Source organism: Brevundimonas sp. NPDC090276 (assembly GCF_044772165.1).
Lineage (GTDB): Bacteria > Pseudomonadota > Alphaproteobacteria > Caulobacterales > Caulobacteraceae > Brevundimonas.
In genome coordinates this window covers 205,765-226,539 of sequence record NZ_JBIVYK010000001.1, presented here as the reverse complement: position 1 = coordinate 226,539, position 20,775 = coordinate 205,765, and the positions used below count along the sequence as shown (strand labels likewise).

At 68.6% G+C, this 20,775-nt stretch carries 23 protein-coding genes; 13 read left to right on the top strand and 10 right to left on the bottom strand.

The features are described 5' to 3' along the window. Positions 1-2 precede the first annotated feature (2 nt). The 5 genes from ACIQTU_RS01040 to ACIQTU_RS01020 all read left to right on the top strand — a co-directional run bounded on the left by ACIQTU_RS01040 (position 3) and on the right by ACIQTU_RS01020 (position 1,576). The gene (locus ACIQTU_RS01040; RefSeq protein ID WP_400541027.1) at positions 3-662 is read left to right on the top strand and encodes an LON peptidase substrate-binding domain-containing protein; all 660 of its coding nucleotides are present in this window, start codon (positions 3-5) and stop codon (positions 660-662) included. A gap of 112 nt (positions 663-774) precedes the next feature. Continuing rightward, on the top strand, positions 775-969 hold the full coding sequence (locus ACIQTU_RS01035) for a Trm112 family protein (RefSeq protein WP_003166576.1): 195 nt from the start codon (positions 775-777) through the stop codon (positions 967-969). A gap of 105 nt (positions 970-1,074) precedes the next feature. Continuing rightward, complete coding sequence (locus ACIQTU_RS01030) at positions 1,075-1,203, top strand: hypothetical protein (protein WP_400541023.1); 129 nt, start codon at positions 1,075-1,077, stop codon at positions 1,201-1,203. Next, positions 1,203-1,403 carry a hypothetical protein gene (locus tag ACIQTU_RS01025; RefSeq protein WP_400541020.1) on the top strand — a complete coding sequence of 67 codons (201 nt, stop codon included), beginning with the start codon at positions 1,203-1,205 and terminating at the stop codon, positions 1,401-1,403. The genes ACIQTU_RS01030 and ACIQTU_RS01025 overlap by 1 nt, the downstream gene beginning before the upstream one ends. Continuing rightward, positions 1,400-1,576, top strand: coding sequence for a hypothetical protein (locus ACIQTU_RS01020; RefSeq protein WP_400541017.1), 177 nt, complete (start codon positions 1,400-1,402; stop codon positions 1,574-1,576). Before ACIQTU_RS01025 ends, ACIQTU_RS01020 begins: the two co-directional genes overlap by 4 nt. 52 nt (positions 1,577-1,628) lie before the next feature. Here the strand turns inward: ACIQTU_RS01020 and ACIQTU_RS01015 are convergent, their stop codons facing one another. Next, entirely contained in the window at positions 1,629-2,879 is a 1,251-nt protein-coding gene (locus tag ACIQTU_RS01015) for a UbiH/UbiF/VisC/COQ6 family ubiquinone biosynthesis hydroxylase (protein WP_400541014.1), read from the bottom strand. Positions 2,880-3,011: 132 nt separating this feature from the next. On the opposite strand from ACIQTU_RS01015, the gene ACIQTU_RS01010 reads away from it, so the two are divergent. From ACIQTU_RS01010 to xth, 3 genes are all read left to right on the top strand, one after another. Next, positions 3,012-5,510 carry a DNA translocase FtsK 4TM domain-containing protein gene (locus ACIQTU_RS01010; RefSeq protein WP_400541011.1) on the top strand — a complete coding sequence of 833 codons (2,499 nt, stop codon included), beginning with the start codon at positions 3,012-3,014 and terminating at the stop codon, positions 5,508-5,510. Positions 5,511-5,806: 296 nt separating this feature from the next. Beyond that, on the top strand, positions 5,807-6,442 hold the full coding sequence (locus ACIQTU_RS01005) for an outer membrane lipoprotein carrier protein LolA (RefSeq protein WP_400541008.1): 636 nt from the start codon (positions 5,807-5,809) through the stop codon (positions 6,440-6,442). Between the two features lie 207 nt (positions 6,443-6,649). After that, positions 6,650-7,453, top strand: coding sequence for an exodeoxyribonuclease III (gene xth, locus ACIQTU_RS01000; RefSeq protein ID WP_400541005.1), 804 nt, complete (start codon positions 6,650-6,652; stop codon positions 7,451-7,453). Positions 7,454-7,786: 333 nt separating this feature from the next. Here the strand turns inward: xth and gcvA are convergent, their stop codons facing one another. Genes gcvA through ACIQTU_RS00985 form a run of 3 tightly spaced genes read right to left on the bottom strand, consistent with a single transcriptional unit; the run spans position 7,787 to position 10,173 of the window. Beyond that, positions 7,787-8,710: a transcriptional regulator GcvA gene (gene gcvA / locus ACIQTU_RS00995; protein WP_400541002.1), complete on the bottom strand. Its 924-nt coding sequence runs from the start codon at positions 8,708-8,710 to the stop codon at positions 7,787-7,789. 7 nt (positions 8,711-8,717) lie between these two features. Next, positions 8,718-9,404, bottom strand: coding sequence for a response regulator transcription factor (locus tag ACIQTU_RS00990; protein ID WP_114818220.1), 687 nt, complete (start codon positions 9,402-9,404; stop codon positions 8,718-8,720). A gap of 58 nt (positions 9,405-9,462) precedes the next feature. Continuing rightward, on the bottom strand, positions 9,463-10,173 hold the full coding sequence (locus tag ACIQTU_RS00985) for a YggS family pyridoxal phosphate-dependent enzyme (RefSeq protein WP_400540998.1): 711 nt from the start codon (positions 10,171-10,173) through the stop codon (positions 9,463-9,465). On the opposite strand from ACIQTU_RS00985, the gene ACIQTU_RS00980 reads away from it, so the two are divergent. Continuing rightward, a complete protein-coding gene (locus tag ACIQTU_RS00980; protein ID WP_400540995.1) occupies positions 10,172-10,813 on the top strand; it encodes a thiamine phosphate synthase in 642 nt (213 codons plus the stop codon). The two genes, ACIQTU_RS00985 and ACIQTU_RS00980, sit on opposite strands and share 2 nt — an antisense overlap. Positions 10,814-10,829: 16 nt before the next feature. Here ACIQTU_RS00980 and ACIQTU_RS00975 read toward each other — a convergent pair whose 3' ends face one another. Next, the gene (locus ACIQTU_RS00975; protein ID WP_400540992.1) at positions 10,830-11,225 is read right to left on the bottom strand and encodes an NtrZ family periplasmic regulatory protein; all 396 of its coding nucleotides are present in this window, start codon (positions 11,223-11,225) and stop codon (positions 10,830-10,832) included. 322 nt (positions 11,226-11,547) lie between these two features. On the opposite strand from ACIQTU_RS00975, the gene ACIQTU_RS00970 reads away from it, so the two are divergent. The 4 genes from ACIQTU_RS00970 to holA all read left to right on the top strand — a co-directional run bounded on the left by ACIQTU_RS00970 (position 11,548) and on the right by holA (position 16,223). Further along, on the top strand, positions 11,548-11,994 hold the full coding sequence (locus ACIQTU_RS00970; RefSeq protein WP_400540989.1) for a DUF3576 domain-containing protein: 447 nt from the start codon (positions 11,548-11,550) through the stop codon (positions 11,992-11,994). A gap of 86 nt (positions 11,995-12,080) precedes the next feature. Continuing rightward, positions 12,081-14,663, top strand: a complete 2,583-nt coding sequence (gene leuS, locus ACIQTU_RS00965; RefSeq protein WP_400540986.1) for a leucine--tRNA ligase — start codon at positions 12,081-12,083, stop codon at positions 14,661-14,663. Then, the gene (lptE, locus tag ACIQTU_RS00960; RefSeq protein WP_400540983.1) at positions 14,663-15,145 is read left to right on the top strand and encodes an LPS assembly lipoprotein LptE; all 483 of its coding nucleotides are present in this window, start codon (positions 14,663-14,665) and stop codon (positions 15,143-15,145) included. The genes leuS and lptE overlap by 1 nt, the downstream gene beginning before the upstream one ends. A gap of 25 nt (positions 15,146-15,170) precedes the next feature. Beyond that, positions 15,171-16,223: a DNA polymerase III subunit delta gene (gene holA / locus ACIQTU_RS00955; protein ID WP_400540980.1), complete on the top strand. Its 1,053-nt coding sequence runs from the start codon at positions 15,171-15,173 to the stop codon at positions 16,221-16,223. Positions 16,224-16,266: 43 nt separating this feature from the next. On the opposite strand, the gene ACIQTU_RS00950 is transcribed toward holA, so the two are convergent. The 5 genes from ACIQTU_RS00950 to mnmG are packed head-to-tail and all read right to left on the bottom strand — an operon-like array spanning position 16,267 to position 20,742. Continuing rightward, a complete protein-coding gene (locus tag ACIQTU_RS00950) occupies positions 16,267-16,455 on the bottom strand; it encodes a hypothetical protein (protein WP_400540977.1) in 189 nt (62 codons plus the stop codon). 36 nt (positions 16,456-16,491) lie between these two features. After that, positions 16,492-17,376 (bottom strand): ParB/RepB/Spo0J family partition protein, encoded by an 885-nt coding sequence (locus ACIQTU_RS00945; RefSeq protein ID WP_400540974.1) that lies wholly within the window; start codon positions 17,374-17,376, stop codon positions 16,492-16,494. Positions 17,377-17,415: 39 nt separating this feature from the next. Next, the gene (locus ACIQTU_RS00940) at positions 17,416-18,237 is read right to left on the bottom strand and encodes a ParA family protein (protein WP_400540971.1); all 822 of its coding nucleotides are present in this window, start codon (positions 18,235-18,237) and stop codon (positions 17,416-17,418) included. Next, the gene (gene rsmG / locus ACIQTU_RS00935) at positions 18,227-18,850 is read right to left on the bottom strand and encodes a 16S rRNA (guanine(527)-N(7))-methyltransferase RsmG (RefSeq protein ID WP_400540968.1); all 624 of its coding nucleotides are present in this window, start codon (positions 18,848-18,850) and stop codon (positions 18,227-18,229) included. The genes ACIQTU_RS00940 and rsmG overlap by 11 nt, the downstream gene beginning before the upstream one ends. After that, entirely contained in the window at positions 18,847-20,742 is a 1,896-nt protein-coding gene (mnmG, locus tag ACIQTU_RS00930; RefSeq protein WP_400540965.1) for a tRNA uridine-5-carboxymethylaminomethyl(34) synthesis enzyme MnmG, read from the bottom strand. The genes rsmG and mnmG overlap by 4 nt, the downstream gene beginning before the upstream one ends. Positions 20,743-20,775: the final 33 nt, after the last annotated feature.

Sequence of the window (20,775 nt, the reverse complement as noted above, 5' to 3'; positions counted from 1 at the left end):
CGATGGCCCAGGGCTATATCAAGGCGATCGAGCTGCCCCAGGTGATCCCGGTCTTCCCCCTGCCGGGGTCGATCCTGCTGTCGCGCGGCCAGCTGCCGCTGAACGTGTTCGAGCCGCGCTATCTGAACATGGTCGACGACGCCATGGCCGGGGACCGGATCATCGGCCTGATCCAGCCCCTGACCAGCGCGCTGGAGCCCCAGCCGCCTCTGGCCCGCGTCGGCTGCGCCGGGCGCATCACCAGCTTCAACGAGACCTCGGACGGGCGCTATCTGATCACCCTGACCGGGATCTGCCGCTTCAACGTGGCTGGCGAACTGCAGGTCAAGACCCCCTATCGTCAGGTCCGCGCCGACTTCGCCCCCTTCGAGGCCGACCTACGCGCGCCTGATCCGAGCACCGAGTTCGACCGCCACGGCTTCCTCGACGCCCTGCGCCCCTATCTGGAGCACCGCGGCCTGAACGTGGACTGGGACACCGCCGAAGCCGCGCCGCAGGAGGCCCTGATCAACAGCCTGGCCATGGCCCTGCCCTTCGAGCCGCCCGAGAAACAGGCCCTGCTGGAAGCCGACACCCTCGACGCCCGCGCCCAGGCCCTGACCGCCCTACTTCGCATCGAAGCCGCCGCCAGCGACGACGACGACGGCCCGGCGATGCAGTGAGTTGGCGCTGCCTCGACCTGGCGCTATGAACCGCAACCGCCTCTGGCGAACTAGTGGGCGACCGGCGCCCTCAAGCAGCGAGCCGCCGCGCGGCGAGCGATAGGGCACAATAATGAGCGACGCCTTCAACACCCCCGTCTCGGTCGATCCCCGCCTGCTGGAGGTCCTGGTCTGCCCGGTCACGCGCGGCCGACTGACCTATGACCGCGAGCGCAACGAACTGGTCTCGGCCGGCGCCAAGCTGGCCTTCCCCATCCGCGACGGCGTGCCGATCATGCTGGCCGAGGACGCCCGCCCGCTGGACTGATCTCCGGTCGGGCGGCCCTTACGCCGCGCTTAGGCGCCGGCCCGCTTTCCGCATCGCGCCCTTACGCCGCTTGGGCGTCTTCTTCGTGTCATGAAGGAGACCCCCATGAGCCGCCGCGCCTTGCTGAACCAGTCCCTGAGCCCCGCCGCTCCCCCGAGCGTCTGGCGCATGACCCAGACCCTGCTGACCCTCTATCTCGGCTGCACGCCCCGCGATCAGGGCCGCCCGCGATGATGAGCGGCTATCCCGACGCGCGGCCCGCTTCGCCCCACCGCTGCCGCGCCTATGGCGTCGTCGCCCGCGACGGCGGCTGGTGCGTCACCCTCGACGGCTGCGCCACCCGCCCCTTCAGGGATCGCGAAGCCGCCCTGCGCATCGCCCGCCAGTTGCAGCGCCAGGCCGACCGCCTGCACCACGCCGAGCCGCGCGCATGACCGCCGCCCCCGTCCTGTTCGAAATTCGCCGCCTGGGCCGGGTCTTGCGCCTGGCCTCCTCGGACGGCCTCTTCTTCGGCCTGTTCCAGACCCGCGCCTCCGCCCTGCGCTGCGCGGTGGAAGAAGCCGATCGCCGTGACAACGCCGACGTCCTGCTGCACACCCACGACTGATCGCCTACAGCGCCAAATGGCCTCAAGTAGCGCGAAGCGCGGTAGGCCCTTCTTACAAACTCTCACCTCGCAAGAGGCGCGGCAGGTCCCCTGTCGCGCCGCCTGCCTCGTGCATGAAGGCCCGGCGCAGGGGGGCGATGCGATTGACCGCCGCCATCCCCAGATCGCGGGCCAACCGCACCGGCGACAGATCATTGGAGAACAACCGCACGAAGCCGTCGAAGCCCGCCGCAAGGGCCGCATTGTCGAAGCGGCGCCAGCGGGCGTAGCGTTCCAGCACCAGCTCCGAACCGATGTCCTCGCCGATGCGCACGGCGTCGGTCAGGACCTCGGCCAGGGCGGCGGCGTCCTTCAAGCCCATGTTGAGCCCCTGCCCCGCCACCGGATGCACCCCGTGGGCGGCGTCGCCGAGGATGGCGATGCGCGGCGCGGTCAGCTTCTCGGCCAGTTGCAGCGACAGCGGATAGACGAAGCGGGGGCCGACCACTTCCACGCCATCGAGGAACTCGCCGAAGCGGCGCATCAGGTGGGCGTGGAAGGCCTCGTCCGAGGCGACCTTGAGCGCCTCGGCCCGGCGCGTGCTCTCGGTCCAGACCAGGCTGGCGCGCTGCTCGGTCAGGGGCAGGATGGCGAAGGGGCCGTCGGGCAGGAAGTATTCGTGGGCGACATTGCCGTGGTCGCGGCCCAGCTTGACCGTCGCCACGACGCCGCTCTGACCATAGGTCCAGCCGAAGGTGTCGATGCCCGCCGCCCGGCGCACGGTCGAGCCGCGCCCCTCGGCGCCCACGACCAGAGGCGCCTGGAGGGCGCCGCCGTCCTTCAACATCACGCTTGCCAGCCCCGGCCCGACCTCGACCCCGTCCACGCTGGCGGGCGCCCGCACCTCGATCCCGGCGGCGGTCACGGCCTCGGCCAGAGCGGTGCGGATGCGGCGGTTCTCCAGCATATAGCCGAGGGGCTCGCCGCCGTTGCGGTCGCCGATCTCGTCGGCGTCGAAGCGGATATAGGCCGGCGACGGCGGGCGGCTGGCGGCGCCCGGCCGCTTGCCGTCCGTGACCAGAATCCGGTCCATGCGGCAGGCGTGCGGCCGCAGGCTCTCGCCCAGACCGAGCGCGTCCAGCATGCGGAAGGTGGAATAGGCGATGGCCGTGGAGCGCCCGTCAAAGGTCGGCGCCAGCTGGGCGTCGAAGGGCTGGGGATCGACCAGCACCGGCTTCAACCCGCCCTGCGCCGCCGCGAGCGCAAAGGTCGCCCCCGCCAGTCCCGCGCCCGCGATGATGATGTCGTAGTCCGTCTGAGCCATGCCGCCTGTGTCGCGCCGATGGCCGCCCGCGTCCAGAGGCGAGAGGTCGCGGGCGCCGGATCGTCGCCTGGTAAACAGCCCCTTAACCCTGTCGCGCGACAAGGGAGACCTAGTCTTCTGAGGTTCGCCTTCATGTCCGTCGCCCTCGCGCTCGGCCAACGCGCCTGGTCCACCGCCCGCATCGTGTGGGCGGCCCCTTTCGCCGTGCGGTTCCGCGGCGTCCTGCAAGCCCTGCTGGCCAGCCTGCTGCTGGTCGCCATGATCTCGTGGAACCCGGCCGACCCCAGCCTCAACGCCGCCTCGACGCAAGGGCCGACCAACTGGCTGGGCGGAGCCGGCGCGACCTTCGCCGACCTGATGATGCAGTCCCTGGGGCTGGCGGCCTGGCCCGCCGTCCTGCTGCTGATCGCCTTCGGGCTGGCGGTCGCCATCGGCGAAGCCCTGCAGCACCGGCTGCAGCCCACAGCCTTCAAGATCTTTTGCGCGATCGCCGGCGTCCTGCTGCTGTCCGCCGCCCTGTCGGCCCTGGCCGCGCCCGCCAAATGGCCGCTGGCCGCGGGCCTCGGCGGTCTGTGGGGCGACGGCGTGACCGGCCTGTCGGCGCAGGGCCTCGGCGCCCTGCACATCCCGGCCGGGCGCTGGATCGCCGGGGGCCTGTTCCTGATCCTGGGTCTGTGGAGCCTGGGCTACGCCGTGGGCCTGCGCCTGCGCGACTTCACTGACACGGCCGGCTGGGCCGCCGAACAGCACGCCGCCCATCGCGCGGACCGCCCCGCCAAGGTCAAGACGCCGTCCAGGGCCGGGCTCAAGGGCGACGCGCGGATCGTGGCCGAAGCCGCCGCTCCGGCCCGCAAGCCGCGCCACCGCCTGCCTGAAGCCGAGCCAGATTTCGAACCGGAAGCCATGCCCGCCGCCGGCCCGGCGGCCGACGACAACCCCTATGCAGCCGATCCCTACGCCGACGACGAGCCTGCCGCCTATGCTCCGCCGTGGGAGGACGCCGCCCCCGCCGCGCCGATCGCGCCGCCCTCGGCCCGCGCGCCGAAAGCGGTCGAGCCGCGCGTGGCGGCGGTCAAGGCGCCCAAGCCGCGCGACACCGCCGATCAGCAGACCTTCGACTTCGAGCCCGGCGAAGGCTTCGACCTGCCCTCGCTCGGCATCCTGGCCAAGCCCGGTCAGCGCGGCGGCGCCGTGGACGAGGAGTCGCTGAAACAGAACGCCAAGATGCTGGAGGGCGTGCTGCAAGAGTTCGGCGTGCGCGGCGTGATCGACCAGATCCGCCCCGGCCCCGTCGTCACCCTCTATGAGCTTGTGCCCGCCCCCGGCGTGAAGCACGGTCGCGTCGTGGCCCTGGCCGACGACATCGCCCGCTCCATGTCGGCCCGCGCCTGCCGCATCTCGGTCGTGCAGGGTCGCAACGCCATCGGCATCGAACTGCCCAACGCCAAGCGTGAGACCGTCTTCCTGCGCGACCTGCTGGCCAGCGGCGAATACGACAAGAAGAGCCACCTGCTGCCCCTGGCCCTGGGCGAAACCATCGGCGGCGAACCCTATGTGGCCGACCTGGCGCGCATGCCCCACCTGCTGATCGCGGGCACCACCGGCTCGGGCAAGTCGGTCGGGGTCAACGCCATGATCCTGTCGATCCTGTATCGCCACACGCCGGCCGAGTGCCGCTTCATCATGATCGACCCCAAGATGCTGGAGCTGTCGGTCTATGACGGCATTCCGCACCTGCTGGCGCCGGTCGTGACCGATCCCAAGAAGGCGGTCGTGGCCCTGAAGTGGACCGTGCGCGAGATGGAGGACCGCTATCGCCGCATGTCCAAGCTCGGCGTCCGCAACGTCGCCAGCTACAACGAGCGCGCCCGCGAGGCCCAGGAAAAGGGCGAGCATTTCGAACGCACCGTCCAGACCGGCTTCGACGAGCAGGGCCGCCCGGTCTATGAAAGCGAGAAGATCCGTCCCGAGCCCATGCCCTATCTGGTCGTGGTCATGGACGAGATGGCCGACCTGATGCTGGTCGCCGGCAAGGACGTCGAAGGCGCGGTTCAGCGCCTGGCCCAGATGGCCCGCGCGGCCGGCATCCACCTGATCATGGCCACCCAGCGCCCGTCGGTGGACGTCATCACCGGCACCATCAAGGCCAACTTCCCGACCCGCATCTCCTTCCAGGTCACCTCCAAGATCGACAGCCGCACCATCCTGGGCGAACAGGGCGGCGAGCAGCTGCTGGGTCAGGGAGACATGCTCTACATGGCCGGCGGCGGCCGGATCACCCGCCTGCACGGCCCCTTCGTCGGCGACAACGAGGTCGAGGAGGTGTGCAAGCATCTGCGCCTGCAGGCCGAGCCGGACTACCTGGACCTGATCACCGACGAGCCAGACGGCGACGGCGACAACGCCATGGGCGGCGACGGCGACGGCATGTCGGGCGACGATCTCTATGACCGGGCCGTGGCCGTGGTCACGCGCGACCGCAAGGCCTCGACCTCCTACATCCAGCGCCGTCTGCAGATCGGCTACAACCGCGCCGCCACCCTGATCGAGCGCATGGAGCAAGAAGGCGTCGTCAGCCCCGCCAACCACGCCGGCAAGCGCGACATCCTGGCCGGTCCGCCGCCTATGTAGTTTCGGCTGCGCCGAGGCGGCGGCTTCGCCGCCGGGCGCTATCGCTCGGCTCGCGGAGCCTCGCTGCTTCAGTGCCGAAAGCCGGTCACAAACGGAACCGCGCCCCCTCTGCACCCGTTGGAACGCCTCACGTCCTCAAGCAGCGAGCCGCCGCGCGGCGAGCGTTAGGACCCCAAAAACAATGAACACCGCTTCATCGGACCGCCGAAATATGGTCAGGCTGGCGTCATGGGGTCGCCGTCTGCCTGCGGCTTGATGACCATCCGAACATCGTCCCGAACGGGAGAAGAAAAGACATGACCCTTTCACGCCGCGCTTTCGGCTTCAGCGCCGCCGCCTTGGCGATCATCGCCGCCGCGCCCGCCTTGGCCCAGTCCAACCTGTCCGCCGAGGACCAGGCCACCCTCCGTCAGGCCCAGGCCTATCTGACCGGCCTGACAGCGGCGCAGGGCAACTTCGTCGAGACCGGCCCCGGCGGCCAGCAACGCTCCGGCAGGTTCTGGCTGCAGCGCCCCGGCAAGATGCGTTTCGAATACACCGAGCCGGCGGGCCTGCTGGTGGTGGCCGACGGCAGCAACGTCAAACGCTATGATCCGCGTCTGAACGTCTTCCGCCAGGTGCCGCTGCGGGCCACCCCGCTGTCGACCTTCCTGGCCCGCGAGGTCCGCCTGGATCAGGGCGTGCGCGTCGATCGCGTCACCCGCATGGCGTCCGGCGCTTTCGCCATCACCGCCCGCGACGCGTCCAAGCCCAACGAGGGCTCGGTCATCCTGGCCTTCGCCGGCTCGCCGCTGCGCCTGCAGGAATGGACCATCACCGACGCACAAGGGTCGCGCACCCGCATCCAGCTGACCTCGCTGCAGCCCGCCTCGGGTCTGGCCGCCAGCCTCTTCCAGTTGCGCGATCCGACGCGTCGTCCCAGCCGCAATTAGAGCGAGGCGTCGCAATAGCGGCACAACCTTGACTCATTTTGTTGATTTGACTTTTTTCGCTCGTGTGACATTCTGAGCACAGAACGGCGGCGGCCGTTCTGTCCGCCATGGAATCATCCCCTCCCGGCGGCGAGAGAGACGAACTGAACAGCGCCCGGACCCGTTCCGGGCGCTTTTTTCACGTCGCGACCATGCTAAGGCCGGAGCATGACCCTTCGCATCGTCACCTGGAACATCAACTCGGTCCGCCTGCGCGTCGATCAGATCGCCCGCTTTGTCGCCGAATACGCACCCGACGTCCTGTGCCTGCAGGAGATCAAATGCACCGAGGACCAGTTCCCTCGAGAAGCCTTTGAGCAGATGGGCCTGCCCTATCTGAAGATCCGCGGCCAAAAGGGCTGGCACGGCGTGGCCATAGCCAGCAAGCTGCCCATTCTCGACGGAGAAGGCCCTGCCCTCGACGTCTGCCGCGAGGGCCACGGCCGCTGCGTCTCGGGCCTGATCAACGGGGTCGAGGTGCAGAACTTCTACATCCCCGCCGGCGGCGACATTCCCGACCGCCAGCTGAACCCGAAGTTCGATCACAAGATGGACTTCTATGAGCGCCTGACCGCCGAGATGAAGACCCGCGACCAGCAGCGGCCGCTGGTCCTGGCCGGCGACTTCAACATCGCGCCGGGCGACAACGACGTCTTCAATCACAAGTTCATGTTGAAGGTGGTCAGCCACACGCCGGGCGAGATCGAGACCCTGCGCCGGCTTCAGGATGCCGGGGGCTTTGCGGACGTGGTCCGCGACCAGATCCCGGACCCGGTCAAGCTGGCCAGCTGGTGGAGCTATCGCGCCAAGGACTTCCGGGTCTCGAACCGGGGCCTGCGGCTGGACCACCTATGGACCTCGCCCGGCCTGACGCCCGCCGTGGTCAAGGGCAGCGCCCGTATCCTCGACACGGTGCGCGAATGGGAACGGCCCAGCGACCACGCGCCCGTGGTGATGGACCTAGACGTCTAGAAACTTCAGATGAGCAGAAGACAGGCGGTCGGGGGAGCGACCGCCTGTCCTTAGAGCCTGGCGCGAAGATCTGAGTTCAGATGCGATCGCATCTGAACCGATTTCGCTATGCGTCTCAGGCGGCGCCGAGCAGCTTGGCGCCGGCCAGAACGCCCAGCAGGATCAGGGTGACGCTGCCGGTGAAGACGACGACGGCTTCGAACGAGGTGTCGGCGCGGGGATGCACGAGTTTCATGTCTGGGTCCTTTCGGCGGGGAGATCCGAATGCGCCAAACATGGTCCATCGCAGCGCTATGGACAAACCACGGTTAGGCTAGGTCGGGTGAGTTTCAATCACTCGACGGGATCGGCGTGGGCCTCAGCCTCGATCCAGTTGAGGAAGCGCCGCAGCTTGGGCTCGTCGGCGCGTTCCGGCAGGACCACGGCCCAGTAGGCCAGGTTGTTGGTCAGGGCGTGATCGACCGGCTGGATCAACCGCCCTTCCTTCAGGTCGTCGGCAGCCAGCGGCGCGGACGTCAGCGCCACGCCGCGGCCCGACAGGGCGGCCTCCAGAGCCAGATGGCTGTGGCTGAAGACCGGGCCGCGCAGGTTCTGAGCGCGCGGATCGACGACGCCCGCGCTCTCGAACCAGGCCTTCCAGCCCATGCGGTCAGCGAAGGGCAGGTCATGCCAGGATTCGTGGATCAGGACGGCGTCCAGCAAATCCGCCGGCGTGCGCATCGACCGCGCCGCCGCCAGCGACGGGGCGCAGACCGGGATCAGGCGCTCGCTCATCAACCGACGCGCCGTCTGGCCGGGATAGGGTCCCTCGCCGTAACGCAGGGCCACGTCGGCCTCGCCGTTCGACAGGTCGGCGATGCGGTCCTCGGCGAAGACGATCAGGTCGAGGTCGGGATTGTCCTCGCTGAAGCGATGCAGGCGCGGCGACAGCCACTTGCCCGCCAGCGACGGCAGGGCCGAGATGCGCAGCTGCCGGCTGCGGCCGGGCCGCACGGCCTCCAGCGCGCTTTCCAGCCGCTCGAAGGCGTCGGCCACGCCTTGCGCCAGACGGCGGCCGTCGGCGGTCAGGACCACCGAGCGGTTGAAGCGATCAAACAGACGCAGGCCCAGCCGCATCTCCAGCGCCTTGATGTGGCGGCTGACGGCGCCGGGGGTGACGCCCAGCTCCTCGGCGGCCTCGCGGAAGCTGCCTAGGCGGGCGGCGGCGTCGAACGCCCGAAGCGCCACCAGGGGCGGGGTCGGACGCCGCTCGCTCATCGTCCGGTCAAGGCTGCAAGCGGTAGCCGCCCGCGTCGGTCAGCAGCAGGCGCGCCTGACCGGGCTCGGGTTCGATCTTCTGGCGCAGGCGATAGATGTGGGTTTCCAGGGTGTGGGTGGTGACCCCGGCGTTGTAGCCCCAGACCTCGGTCAGCAGCTCCTCGCGCGACACGGGCTTGGCCCCGGCGCGATAGAGGTACTTGAGGATGTTGGTCTCTTTTTCCGTCAGCCGGACCTTCTTGCCCTTGTCGTCCAGCATCATCTTCGACGCGGGACGGAACTCGTAGGGGCCGATCTGGAAGACCGCGTCCTCGGACTGCTCGTGACTGCGCAGATGGGCGCGGATGCGGGCCAGCAGGACCGCAAAGCGGAAGGGCTTGGTGACGTAGTCGTTGGCCCCCGAGTCGAGGCCGAGGATGGCGTCGGAATCCGACGACTGGGCCGTCAGCATGATGACCGGGGTCGAGACCCCCGCCTTGCGGATCAGTCGGCAGGCCTCGCGGCCGTCCATGTCGGGCAGGTCGACGTCCAGCAGGATCAGGTCGGCGCGAACCTCGCGCGCCTGACGCACCCCGTCGGTGGCGGTGGAGGCCTGGACGGGACGAAACTCCTCGTGCAGGGCCAACTGCTCGGCCAAGGCCTCGCGCAGGTCGTCGTCGTCGTCGATGATGAGGATCGTCTTGGGGGTCGCCATGACTAGAGAATGGCGAGGCTTGAGGGGTTCGCCAAGGGTGCTCCGCTATTTCATCGCTTTAAGAGGGCTTTAGAGGCGTATTTCGTTCCCCGAACAGGGCCGAACCGACCCGAACATGGGTCGCGCCGCAGCCAATGGCGGCTTCATAATCGCCGCTCATGCCCATCGACAGCACCGACAGGCCGCTGCGAGCGGCGATTTCGGCCAGAAGTTTGAAGTGCGGCCCAGGCTCCTCGTTCGCCGGGGGGATGCACATCAAGCCCTCGACGCTGAGGCCGTGCACGTCGCGCGCAGCGGCGATGAGAGCGTCGGCGTCGGCGGGCAGGACCCCGGCCTTCTGCGGCTCGGCGCCGGTGTTGACCTGGACCAGGACGCGGGGGCGGCGGCCCGTCTTCTGCATCGCCGCGGCCAGAGCGGCCGCCAGCTTCTCGCGGTCCAGGGTCTCGATGACATCGAATAGTTCGACCGCCTCGACCGCCTTGTTGGTCTGTAGCGGGCCGATCAGGCGCAGTTCCAGATCGGGCAAGGCGGCGCGCCGGTCGGCCCAGTGGCCTTGCGCCTCCTGCACCCGGTTCTCGCCGAAGACACGCTGACCGGACGCCAGGGCTGCCTCCAGCGCCGCGTCGCCTTGCGTCTTGGACACGGCGGTCAGGATTACAGAGGCCGGGTCGCGACCCGCCTCAACACAGGCCCGGTCGATACGCTCACGCACGGCGGCGAAGCGATCATGGATGGACGGAACGGCGGAAGCGGGATTAGAGGCGGTCATGACCCTGTCCGAGGACGCGCGCACGCTGTGGCAGACGGCGACGGCTCTAGCCCGTGCGGCGACGGCTGTCAGCCCGCCGAAACACCCCCTGCCCCCGCTGCTCTTCTTCACCGACCCGGCGCGCACGCCCCGACCGTGGGAGACGGCGGCCCGCCTGCCCGCCGGCGCCGGCGTGGTCTTCCGTCATTTCGGCGCCCCTGATGCCTTCGAAACAGGCCTGTGGCTGCGAACGGCGACCAGGGATGCGGGGGTGCGCCTGCTGGTCGGGCTGGACGCCGACCTGGCCGAGCGGATCGAAGCGGACGGCGTGCATCTGCCGGAACGGGCGCTGTCCGCGGCCTACGCCCTGTCGGGTCGGCGACCCGACTGGCTGCTGACCGGGGCGGCGCATTCGCTTGAAACGGTGAAGGGCGCGCGCGATCTGGACGCCCTTGTGCTGTCGCCGGTCTTCCCGGCGGGCGGCGCCTCGGCGGTCAAGACCGCCCTTGGGATCGAAGGTTTCAAGACCATGGCGGCGCTCGCCCCCTGCCCCGTCTATGCTCTGGGCGGAATCAGCCCGGCCAACGCCGAGACCCTGATCGGATCAGGCGCGTGCGGAATCGCCGGCGTGGACGCCATGCAGGCGGCCTTCCTCGCCTGAAAGCCTAATCAGTCGATCAGAATTTGAAGATGGTTTCCAGACGCACGCGCGGCGCGGCGCGTCGGTCGGCGGCGCTTTCAGGGGCGCGAGCCGGGTCGACCTCGGGTGAAGCCAGGTTGGCGGCGGCGCCGACGCGCAGACGGGGGCTGAGGCGGTAATAGGCCCCCGCCTCGACGTCGCCCCAGTCGGTTTCGCGGCCGACAGGCTGGTTCAGATTGAAGTTCAGGCCCCAGCGGCCGCTGTCGTTCCAGCGCAGGCCGCGGCGTTGCGGCGCGGGCGTCGAATGCGAAGCCTGGGCGGCTTCGGTCAGGGAGACGGCGGGGGCGCGGCGGGCCTGGGCCGAGGCGTCATGAGCCGTCCCGGCGATAGCCAGGATGCTTACAGTCGCAGCGATGATCGCGACGAAACGCATCTTCCAACCCTTGAGCCCGGCATCCAAACGCCGACGCTTGTTTCTACTTGGCGATTAGACACCGTCGTCACGCCCGGTCAACGCAACCTAGTCATCCACAGGCCCTTCCGCTGCATTTTCACGCGACTCTGACGAGTCCTGTGGCGCTGACACCACGCCATTTGTTCAGCTTCGGCGTTGCGAACAGCGGTTCGCCTTGTCACGGCCCCTTTTCGCCGTGTTATAGAGCGTGACTGCGGCGCAGACGTGCGCGGATCGATGGGCGCAAGCGCTCAGGGGTCGGCTCCACGCTTCGACCTCGAACCTTTACGGAGACCTCGGAATGGCATTTGTTCGCGGCGCTGCGGTCGCCCTTATCGCGTCGGGACTGCTGCTGGGCGGCTGCTCCAGCCTGCCCTTCGTCGGCAGCAAGGATAAGGCCCCCAAGGCCGACGCCCAACTGGGCATCGGCGTGAACGCCTATCTGTGGCGCGCGACGCTGGACACCCTGGCCTTCATGCCCCTGACCAGCGCCGATCCGTGGGGCGGCGTGGTCAACTATGACTGGTACGTCAATCCGCAAGCGCCGAACGAGCGCTTCAAGGCCACCGTCTTCATCCTGGATCGCCGCCTGCGCGCCGACGCCCTGAACGTCTCGGTGACCAAGGAAGTCAAGGACGCCGCGGGCGCCTGGACCGCCGCCCCGGTCGCGGCCCAGACCGAAACCGATCTGGAAAACGCCATCCTGACGCGCGCGCGCCAACTTAATCTCGCCAACGCGGCTCGCTAAGAGCCGCCTCTCCGCTTTTGCTTCCCAACGCAGATCCTCAGGGCCGCCTCAAGCTTCGCGCCTGAGGCGATACCTCAGGATACGCCGTGGCCACTCGTTACGAGTCCAAGACCGCCGAACCCCGCCAGCAAGCCCGCTGGGCGGCCGCTGACGCCTTTTCCGTGTCCAACGAAGACACCGGTCGACCCAAATACTATGTGCTTGAGATGTTCCCCTATCCGTCGGGCAACATCCATATGGGCCACGCCCGCAACTATGTGATGGGCGACGTGGTGGCGCGTCACAAGCGCGCCCAGGGCTTCGATGTCCTGCATCCGATGGGCTGGGACGCCTTCGGGATGCCGGCCGAGAACGCCGCCATGGAGCGCGGCGTCCATCCCGGCGACTGGACCTGGTCCAACATCGCGACCATGCGCGACCAGCTGAAGCTGCTGGGCCTGTCGTTGGATTGGAGCCGCGAGTTCGCCACCTGCGACCCGGCCTACTACGGCAAGCAGCAAGGCTGGTTCCTGGAGCTGTACAAGCGCGGTCTGGTCCATCGCAAGGACGGCGTGGTCAACTGGGATCCGGTCGACAACACCGTCCTGGCCAATGAACAGGTCATCGACGGGCGTGGCTGGCGCTCGGGCGCCCTGGTCGAGAAGCGCAAGCTGAACCAGTGGTTCCTGCGCATTACTCAGTATGCGGATGATCTCATCGACGGTCTGGCGACGCTGGAAGGCCGCTGGCCTGACAAGGTCCGCCTGATGCAGGAAAACTGGATCGGCCGATCCAAAGGTCTGCAGATGAAGTGGACCTTCGCGCCCGGTGCGGCCCCGGCCGGCCATGATGCGGTCGAGGTCTATACGACCCGTCCCGACACCCTGTTCGGCGCCAGCTTCGTCGGCCTGGCCCCCGACCATCCGATCTCGAAGCAACTGGCCGAGGCGAATCCAGAGATCGCCGCCTTCGTCGCTGAGTGCCGCAAGGGCGGCGCTTCGCAAGCCGAGATCGAGCAGGCCGAAAAGATCGGCTGGGACACGGGCCTGAAGGTCGTCCATCCCTTCACCGGCGCCGAGATCCCGGTCTGGATCGCGAACTTCATCCTGTCGGAATACGGCACGGGCGCCGTCTTCGCCTGCCCGGCCCACGACCAGCGCGACCTCGACTTCGCCCGAAAATACGACCTGCCGGTGATCCCGGTCGTCCGGCCCGAGGGCGCAGGCGATGACTTCGCCGTGGGCGACGAGGCCTATACCGGCCCCGGCTCAATCTTCCATTCGGACTTCCTGAACGGTCTGGGCATCGAGGCCGCCAAGGCCGAGGCCATCGCCCGCATCGAGGCGGCGGCCACCGGCGAGGCCAAGACCATCTATCGCCTGCGAGACTGGGGCGTCAGCCGCCAGCGCTACTGGGGCTGCCCCATCCCCATTATCCACTGCGAGGCCTGCGGTCCCGTGGCGGTGCCGGCCGAGCAACTGCCGGTCGAGCTGCCCAAGGACGTCAGCTTCGACGTGCCCGGCAACCCGCTGGATCGCCACCCAACGTGGAAACACGTCAACTGCCCCAGCTGCGGCGGCGAAGCCCGTCGCGAAACCGACACGCTCGACACCTTCGTCGATTCCAGTTGGTACTTCGCCCGCTTCGCCGACCCCAAGGCGGACACCCCGATCAACAAGGCCGCCGCGTCCAAGTGGTTGCCGGTCGACCAGTACATCGGCGGCGTCGAACACGCGGTCCTGCACCTGCTCTACGCCCGCTTCATCACCCGCGCCCTGTCAGACGCTGGCCTGATGGACGTGAAGGAGCCCTTCGCTGGCCTGTTCACCCAGGGCATGGTGGTCCACGAGACCTATTACGAAGGCCATGAAGCCAGCGGCAAACCCCGCTGGGTCGAGCCCTCGGACGTGCGCATCGAGACCGTGGACGGCCAGCGCGTCGCCACCCGCCTGTCCAACGGCGCGGCGCTGACGATCGGCGACATCGAGAAGATGTCCAAGTCGAAGAAGAACGTGGTGGCGCCCCAGGACATCATCGCCGCCTATGGGGTCGACGCCGGCCGCCTGTTCATCCTGTCGGACAGCCCGCCCGAGCGCGACATCCAGTGGTCGACCGGCGGCGTCGAAGGCGCCGCCCGCTTCGTCCAGCGTGTCTGGGCGGAGTTCGACGGCTTCGACGCCGCAGCGCCCGCCAACGCCGATGTCGACGCCAGCCTGATCCGCGAGACGCACAAGGCCATCAAGGCCGTGTCGGAGGGCGTCGAACACTTCCGCTTCAACTCGGCCGTGGCCAAGCTCTACGCCTTCCTGGCGACCATCCGTCAGCACGAAAAGGCCGGCGCTGAGGCCAAGAAGGCCGCACTCAGCACCCTGGCCCGCCTGATCGCCCCCTTCACGCCTCACCTGGCCGAGGAAGCCTGGGCACGCCTGGGTGAAGACGGCATGGTTCTGGACGCGCCCTGGCCCGTCTTCGACGCCGCCCTGGCCGCTGACGATGAGGTCACACTGCCCATCCAGATCGGCGGCAAGCGTCGCGGCGAGGTCGTCCTGCCGCGTGGATCGGACAATGCGACGGTCGAGGCCGCCGCTCTCGCCAATCCGACGGTTCAGGCCTACCTTGCCACCAACAACCTCAGCGTCCGCAAGGTGATCGTGGTGCCCGACCGTATCGTCAATCTGGTGGCCGGCTGATGCGCCGCGCCCTCGCCCTGATCGCCTTGGCCGGCGCGACCCTGCTGGCCGGCTGCGGCTTCACGCCCCTGTACGGCGAGACGGGCGTGGGCGCAGGGCTCTCGCGCATCGCCGTCACCACACCGGACAACCGCCTGGGCTACCGGCTGCGCGAGCAGCTGGAAGACGCCTTCGGCCGTGACGGCTCAGTCCAGCCCCTCTACCGCCTGACGACCGAGGTGACCCAGGAACGGCGCCCCTTGGGCAGGCGCATCGACGACACGGCCAGCCGCTATGAACTGACGGTCAAGGCCGACTGGATTCTGTCTCCGGTCAGCGGCGGCGAGCCGATCAAGGGCTCGCAGACCACCACCACCACCTACGCCGCCGCCGACCAGCCCTATGCCGCCATCGCCGCCCAGCAGGACGGCGAGGACCGAGCCGCCGCCGATCTGGCGCGCCTGATCCGGCTGGACATGATGCGCGCCCTGGCGGGCCAGTGAGGCCCATTCTGAGGGGGATGTCCGCGTGATCCTGGCCAAGCGGCCCGAGGTCGACCGCTTCCTCAAGGCGCCGGATGCGAACATCCGCGCCGCCGTCATCCACGGCAAGGATCGCTCGGGCGTGTCCGAGCGCGCCCTGACCCTATGCAAAGCGATCACGCCCGACCTGAACGACCCCTTCAACGTCACCTTCCTGACCGAGGCCGACATCGACGGCGACGCGGTCAGGCTGGAGGAGGCGCTAACGGCCCTGTCCATGATCGGCGGGCGGCGGCTGGTGCGCATCCGCCTGTCAGACGGCAAGGCCAGCGTTGACAAGGCCATCGCCGCCGCTCTGACCGTCCACGCCGAGGGCGGCTACAACCCGGACGCCATGCTGGTCATCGAGGCCGGGGCGCTCGGTCGTGAATCCGCCCTGAGGAAGGCCGCCGAGAAGGCCGCCGGGGCCGTCGGCATCGCCTGCTACGAGGACGAGGTCGGCGACGTGGCCCGGATGACGCGCGAAGCCCTGGGCGCTGACAAGGTGGGCCTGACCGCCGACGCCCTGGAGCGCTTCGTCGGCCGCCTGCCGCGCGAACGCGGCCTGATGCGTCAGGAGATCGAGCGGCTGGTGCTCTACATCGGCCCCGGCTCCGGCCGGACCATCGACACCCCCGAACTGGAAGAGCATCTGGGGGTCGAGCCCGACGCCTCCCTGTCCGACGCCGTGCTGCAGGCCTTCGGCGGGCGCCCCGCCCCGGCCCAGTCCGGTCTGCGTCGCGCCCTGGCCGAGGGCGAAAGCGCCGTCATGGCCGTGCGCATGGCGGCCATCCATCTGGGCAAGCTGCGCCGCATCAACGTGCTTCAGGCCTCGGGCGCGGGCCCCAAGGAGGCCGCCAAGGCCGCCGGGGTGTTCTGGAAGCAGGAGGCCGAGATCCTGCGTCAGGCCCGCGCCTGGAGGCTGGAACTGCTCGATGAGGTGCAGGACAGCGTCAACACCGCCGACGTCGCCACCAAGACCACGGGCCTGCCCGAGGCCCTGATCGCCGAACGTCTGCTGCTGGAAATCGCCGCCCGCGCACGGCGCATCGGGCTTTAAAGCCCGAGCCTATCGCGCTTCGCGCTATTTGAGGCCCGAGGAATCAGCCCCGCTTCGACATCCGGCGATAGGCGGGCTTGTTCGCCGCCGCCGCCTGCCTCTGCATCGCCCGCTCGGCCCCGCGTGCGCCGCCCTTTTCGCCGGCCGGTCCGGCTTGCGAGCCCGCCTTCTTGGCCGCGAGGGCGCGTTTAAGGGCTTCGGTCGCGCTGGTCTTGTCAGTCTGGTCAGTCATGGCCGCACCTTAGCACGGCCTGACCGGAAAGGCCCGTCAGCCCCGCATCAGGCGACGGCACAGGTCATCGAGCTGTTCCAGGGTGCCGTATTTGATGGTCAGCTCGCCCTTGCCGCCCTTGTCGGTCAGCAGGACCTTGAGGCCCAGGGCGTCGGCCAGATCCTGCTCCAGGGCGGCGACGTCGGCGGCGCCCTCGCCGCTCAGGACCGGCTTGGCCTTGGAGGGTCGGGGTCCGTCAGCGGCGCGACGCGCCAGCGCCTCGGTCTGACGCACGTTCAGGCCCTTGGACAGGACCTGTTCGGCCAGGGCCTCGGGATTGGGGGCGGTGATCAGGGCGCGCGCGTGACCGGCCGAGAGCCGGTTCTCCATGACGTGATTCAGCACGCTGTCGGGCAGTTGCAGCAGGCGCAGGGTGTTGGCGACGTGGCTGCGGCTCTTGCCGACCACGCCGGCCAGGGCGTCCTGGGTGCGGCCGAAGCGCGAGATCAGCGAGCCATAGGCCATGGCCTCTTCGACCGGGTTCAGGTCGGCGCGCTGGACGTTCTCGATGATGGCCACCTCCATCACCTCGACATCGTCCATCGGGCGCTCGATGATCGGCACGTTGCGCAGACGGGCGGCCTGGGCAGCGCGCCAGCGGCGCTCGCCGGCGATGATCTGCCACATGCCGTCCTGGCCCGGCTGGGCGCGCACCAGGATGGGCTGCAGCACCCCCTTGTCGCGGATCGAGGCGGTCAGCTCCTCCAGGTTCTCGGCGCTGAACTGTTTGCGCGGCTGATCGGGATTGGGCTTCAGGCTCTCGATCGGCACGGAGCGGACGCCCGTCGGCTGAGGCCCGCCGTCCACCGGCGCGCTCTCGGCGACGTTTTCTCCCAGAAGGGCCGACAGGCCGCGACCCAGACCACGTTGACGTTCGGACAAGATGCTGATTCCGTTCTACTTAATCGGGAAAGCCGCCGATCAGGCGGCGAGCGCCTGACGACGCTGGCGTTCACGCGCCACAAGCTCGCGCGCCAGCTTCAGATAGGCCTGGCTGCCGGTGCATTTCAGATCATAGATCAGCACCGGCTTGCCGAAGGACGGCGCCTCGGACACCCGCACATTACGGGGAATGACGCTGTCATAGACCTTGTCGCCGAAGTGGGCGCGCACGTCGGCCGCCACCTGGCCCGACAGGGCGTTGCGGCGGTCGTACATGGTCAGAACCAGACCCTGGATCTCCAGCGCCGGATTGAGGCTCTGCTTGACCATGTCGATGGTCCGCATCAGCTGGGTCAGGCCTTCCAGGGCGAAGAACTCGCACTGCAGCGGCACCAGCACCGCGTCGGCGGCGGCCATGGCGTTCAGCGTCAGCAGGTTCAGAGACGGCGGGCAGTCGATCAGAACATAGTCATACCGGGAATGCCCCTCCCCTCCCTGCGCCGCCAGGGCGTCACGCAGACGATAGGAGCGTCGATCCGATTGGCTCAGCTCGATCTCGACGCCCGACATGTCGGCGTCGGCGGGCACGATGAAAAGGCCGGGCACGGCGGTCTCGACCGCCGACTGGTCGATCGGACGACCGTCGACGATAACGTCATAGATCGTCGCTCGGCGTGTTTCACGTGGAACACCCAGCCCCGTGGAGGCGTTGCCCTGCGGGTCCATGTCGACGATCAGCACCTTTTCGCCGATGGCGGCCAGGGCGGTGCCCAGGTTGATGGCGGTCGTGGTCTTGCCCACCCCGCCCTTCTGGTTGGAGACGGCCAGGACTCGGGTCTGTTTCTCGCGATCAGCGGACACGGCGAAGGCTCCGGACAGAAACAATGCGGCCGCGCGGGTCGCTGCGCGAGACGGAGAGGTCGCTCTTAAACTGCCAGACCTTGGCCGCCTCTTTCAACTCAGCTTCGGCCTTCTCCCCCTTCAGGAACAGACCTTGTGCACCGTGCTGGAAGTAAGGCTGTGCATAAGCCAGCAGTTTCTCCATCGGCGCCACGGCGCGGGCGGTGACGATCTCGACCTCGACGTCCTGCTCCTCGGCCCGGCCGTTGAGGACGGTCGCGGGCAGATCAAGCGCATCGACCACCTGCTGCAGGAACCGGCAGCGCTTGCCCAGGCTGTCGATCAGCCAGACATGAGCCTCCGGCCGGTCCTTCAGCATGATGGCCAGAACCACGCCGGGGAAGCCGGCGCCGGCGCCCAGATCGGCCCAGGTCAGGGCCTCGGGCGCCAGGGCCAGCAACTGGGCGCTGTCCCAGGCATGGCGGTTCCAGAAGTCGGGAATGCTATCCGGCCCGACCAGGTTCATCACCTCATTGGCCTCGGTCAGCATGGCGAGGAAGGCGGTCAGATCGGCGATCTGGGTTTCACTGGCGCCGGTGTGGGCGCGGAAGGCGGCGACGGGATCCAGGCTCACGCGACAATGGTCTCGACTTCTGCGGCGAGCGACGTCGCCTTCTTCACATGGGCCAGCAGCGCCGTCAGGGCGCCCGGCGTCATGCCCTCGATGCGACCCGCCTGCCCCAGGGTGCGGGGCTGGACCAGGACCAGCTTCTCACGGACCTCGTTCGACAGGCCGCCGATGGCGGCGTAGTCGAGGCCTTCGGGCAGGGACAGGCCCTCCTCCCGACGCAGGGCCTCGGCCTCCGACGCCTGACGGTCCAGATAGCCGGCATAGACGGCGTCGATCTCGACCTGCTCGCGCACGGCGGTCGACCAGTCGGCGATCTCGGGCCGCACGGCGACGAACTGATCCAGGCTCACATTGGGGAAGGAGAGCAGGTCGCGTATCGAGCGGCGCTGGCCGTCGGCGTTGACGCTGATGCCCAGGGCGCCGGCCTCCTTGGGGGTGAACTGGGTTTCACGTGAAACACGGTTCGCCCGGTCCAACTGCGCGGCCTTATCCAGCCATACTTTCGCGCGCTCGGACCCGACGACGCCGGCGGCGACGCCCAGATCCGTCAGGCGAACATCGGCGTTGTCGGCGCGCAGGGTCAGGCGGTACTCGGCCCGGCTGGTGAACATGCGATAGGGCTCGGTGACGCCGCGCGTCACCAGGTCGTCGATCATGACGCCGATATAGGCCTGGTCGCGACCGAGGATGATCGGATCCGAACCAGCGGCGGCGCGGGCGGCGTTGAGCCCGGCGATCAGGCCTTGCGCCCCAGCCTCCTCATAACCGGTCGTGCCGTTGATCTGTCCCGCCAGATAGAGGCCGGGCCGCTTCTTGACCTCCAGCGCCGGGGTCAGTTCGCGCGGGTCGACATAGTCGTATTCGATGGCGTAGCCGAAGCGGAAGACCTCGACGGCTTCCAGACCGGGCATCGTCTTCAGGAATGCAAGTTGCGTCGCGTCAGACACCGAGGTCGAAATGCCGTTGGGATAGACGGTCGGGTCGTCCAGACCTTCGGGTTCCAGGAAGACCTGATGGCTGGTCTTGTCCGCGAAGCGGACCACCTTGTCCTCGATCGAGGGGCAGTAACGCGGGCCGCGACCCGACAGCTTGCCGCCATAGACGGCGCTTTCACCCAGGTTCTCGGCGATGATGCGGTGGGTGTCTTCGGTCGTATGGGTGATGCCGCAGGCGATCTGCGGCACTTCGATCTTGTCGGTCAGGAAGCTGAACGGCACGGGCTCGTCGTCTGCCGCCTGCATCTCAAGACGATCCCAGGCGATGGTGCGGCCGTCCAGACGCGCGGGCGTGCCGGTCTTCAGACGGCCCATCATCAGACCCGAGCCATAAAGGTCGGCGGCCAGACCGACCGACGGCGCCTCCCCGAAGCGACCTGCCGCGATGCGCTCCTCGCCGCGATGGATGACCCCGTTGAGGAAGGTGCCGGTCGTCAGGACCACGGCCCCGGCGCGGAGTTCCGCCCCCTCGCCCGTCGTGACACCGACCACGCGGTCGCCGTTCAGGATCAGGGCCTCGGCGGTTCCGGCCATCAGGGTCAGGTTCGGCGTCTGGGCCAGTTCGGCCTGCATGGCTTCTCGGTAGAGACGACGGTCGATCTGGCTACGTGGACCGCGCACAGCGGCGCCCTTGGAGCGGTTCAGCAGGCGAAACTGGATGCCGGAGACATCGGCCAGACGGCCCATGACGCCGTCTAGGGCGTCGATCTCGCGCACCAGATGGCCCTTGCCCAGGCCGCCGATGGCCGGGTTGCAGCTCATCTCGCCGACGGTTTCCAGCTTCTGGGTCAGCAGCAGGGTGCGAGCGCCGGCGCGCGCCGAGGCGGCGGCGGCCTCGCAGCCCGCATGGCCGCCGCCGATGACGATGACGTCGAAAGTGTTTGAGGGGGAGGAACTCATGGCCGAGGACATAGTCTATCCCGACCGAAATCG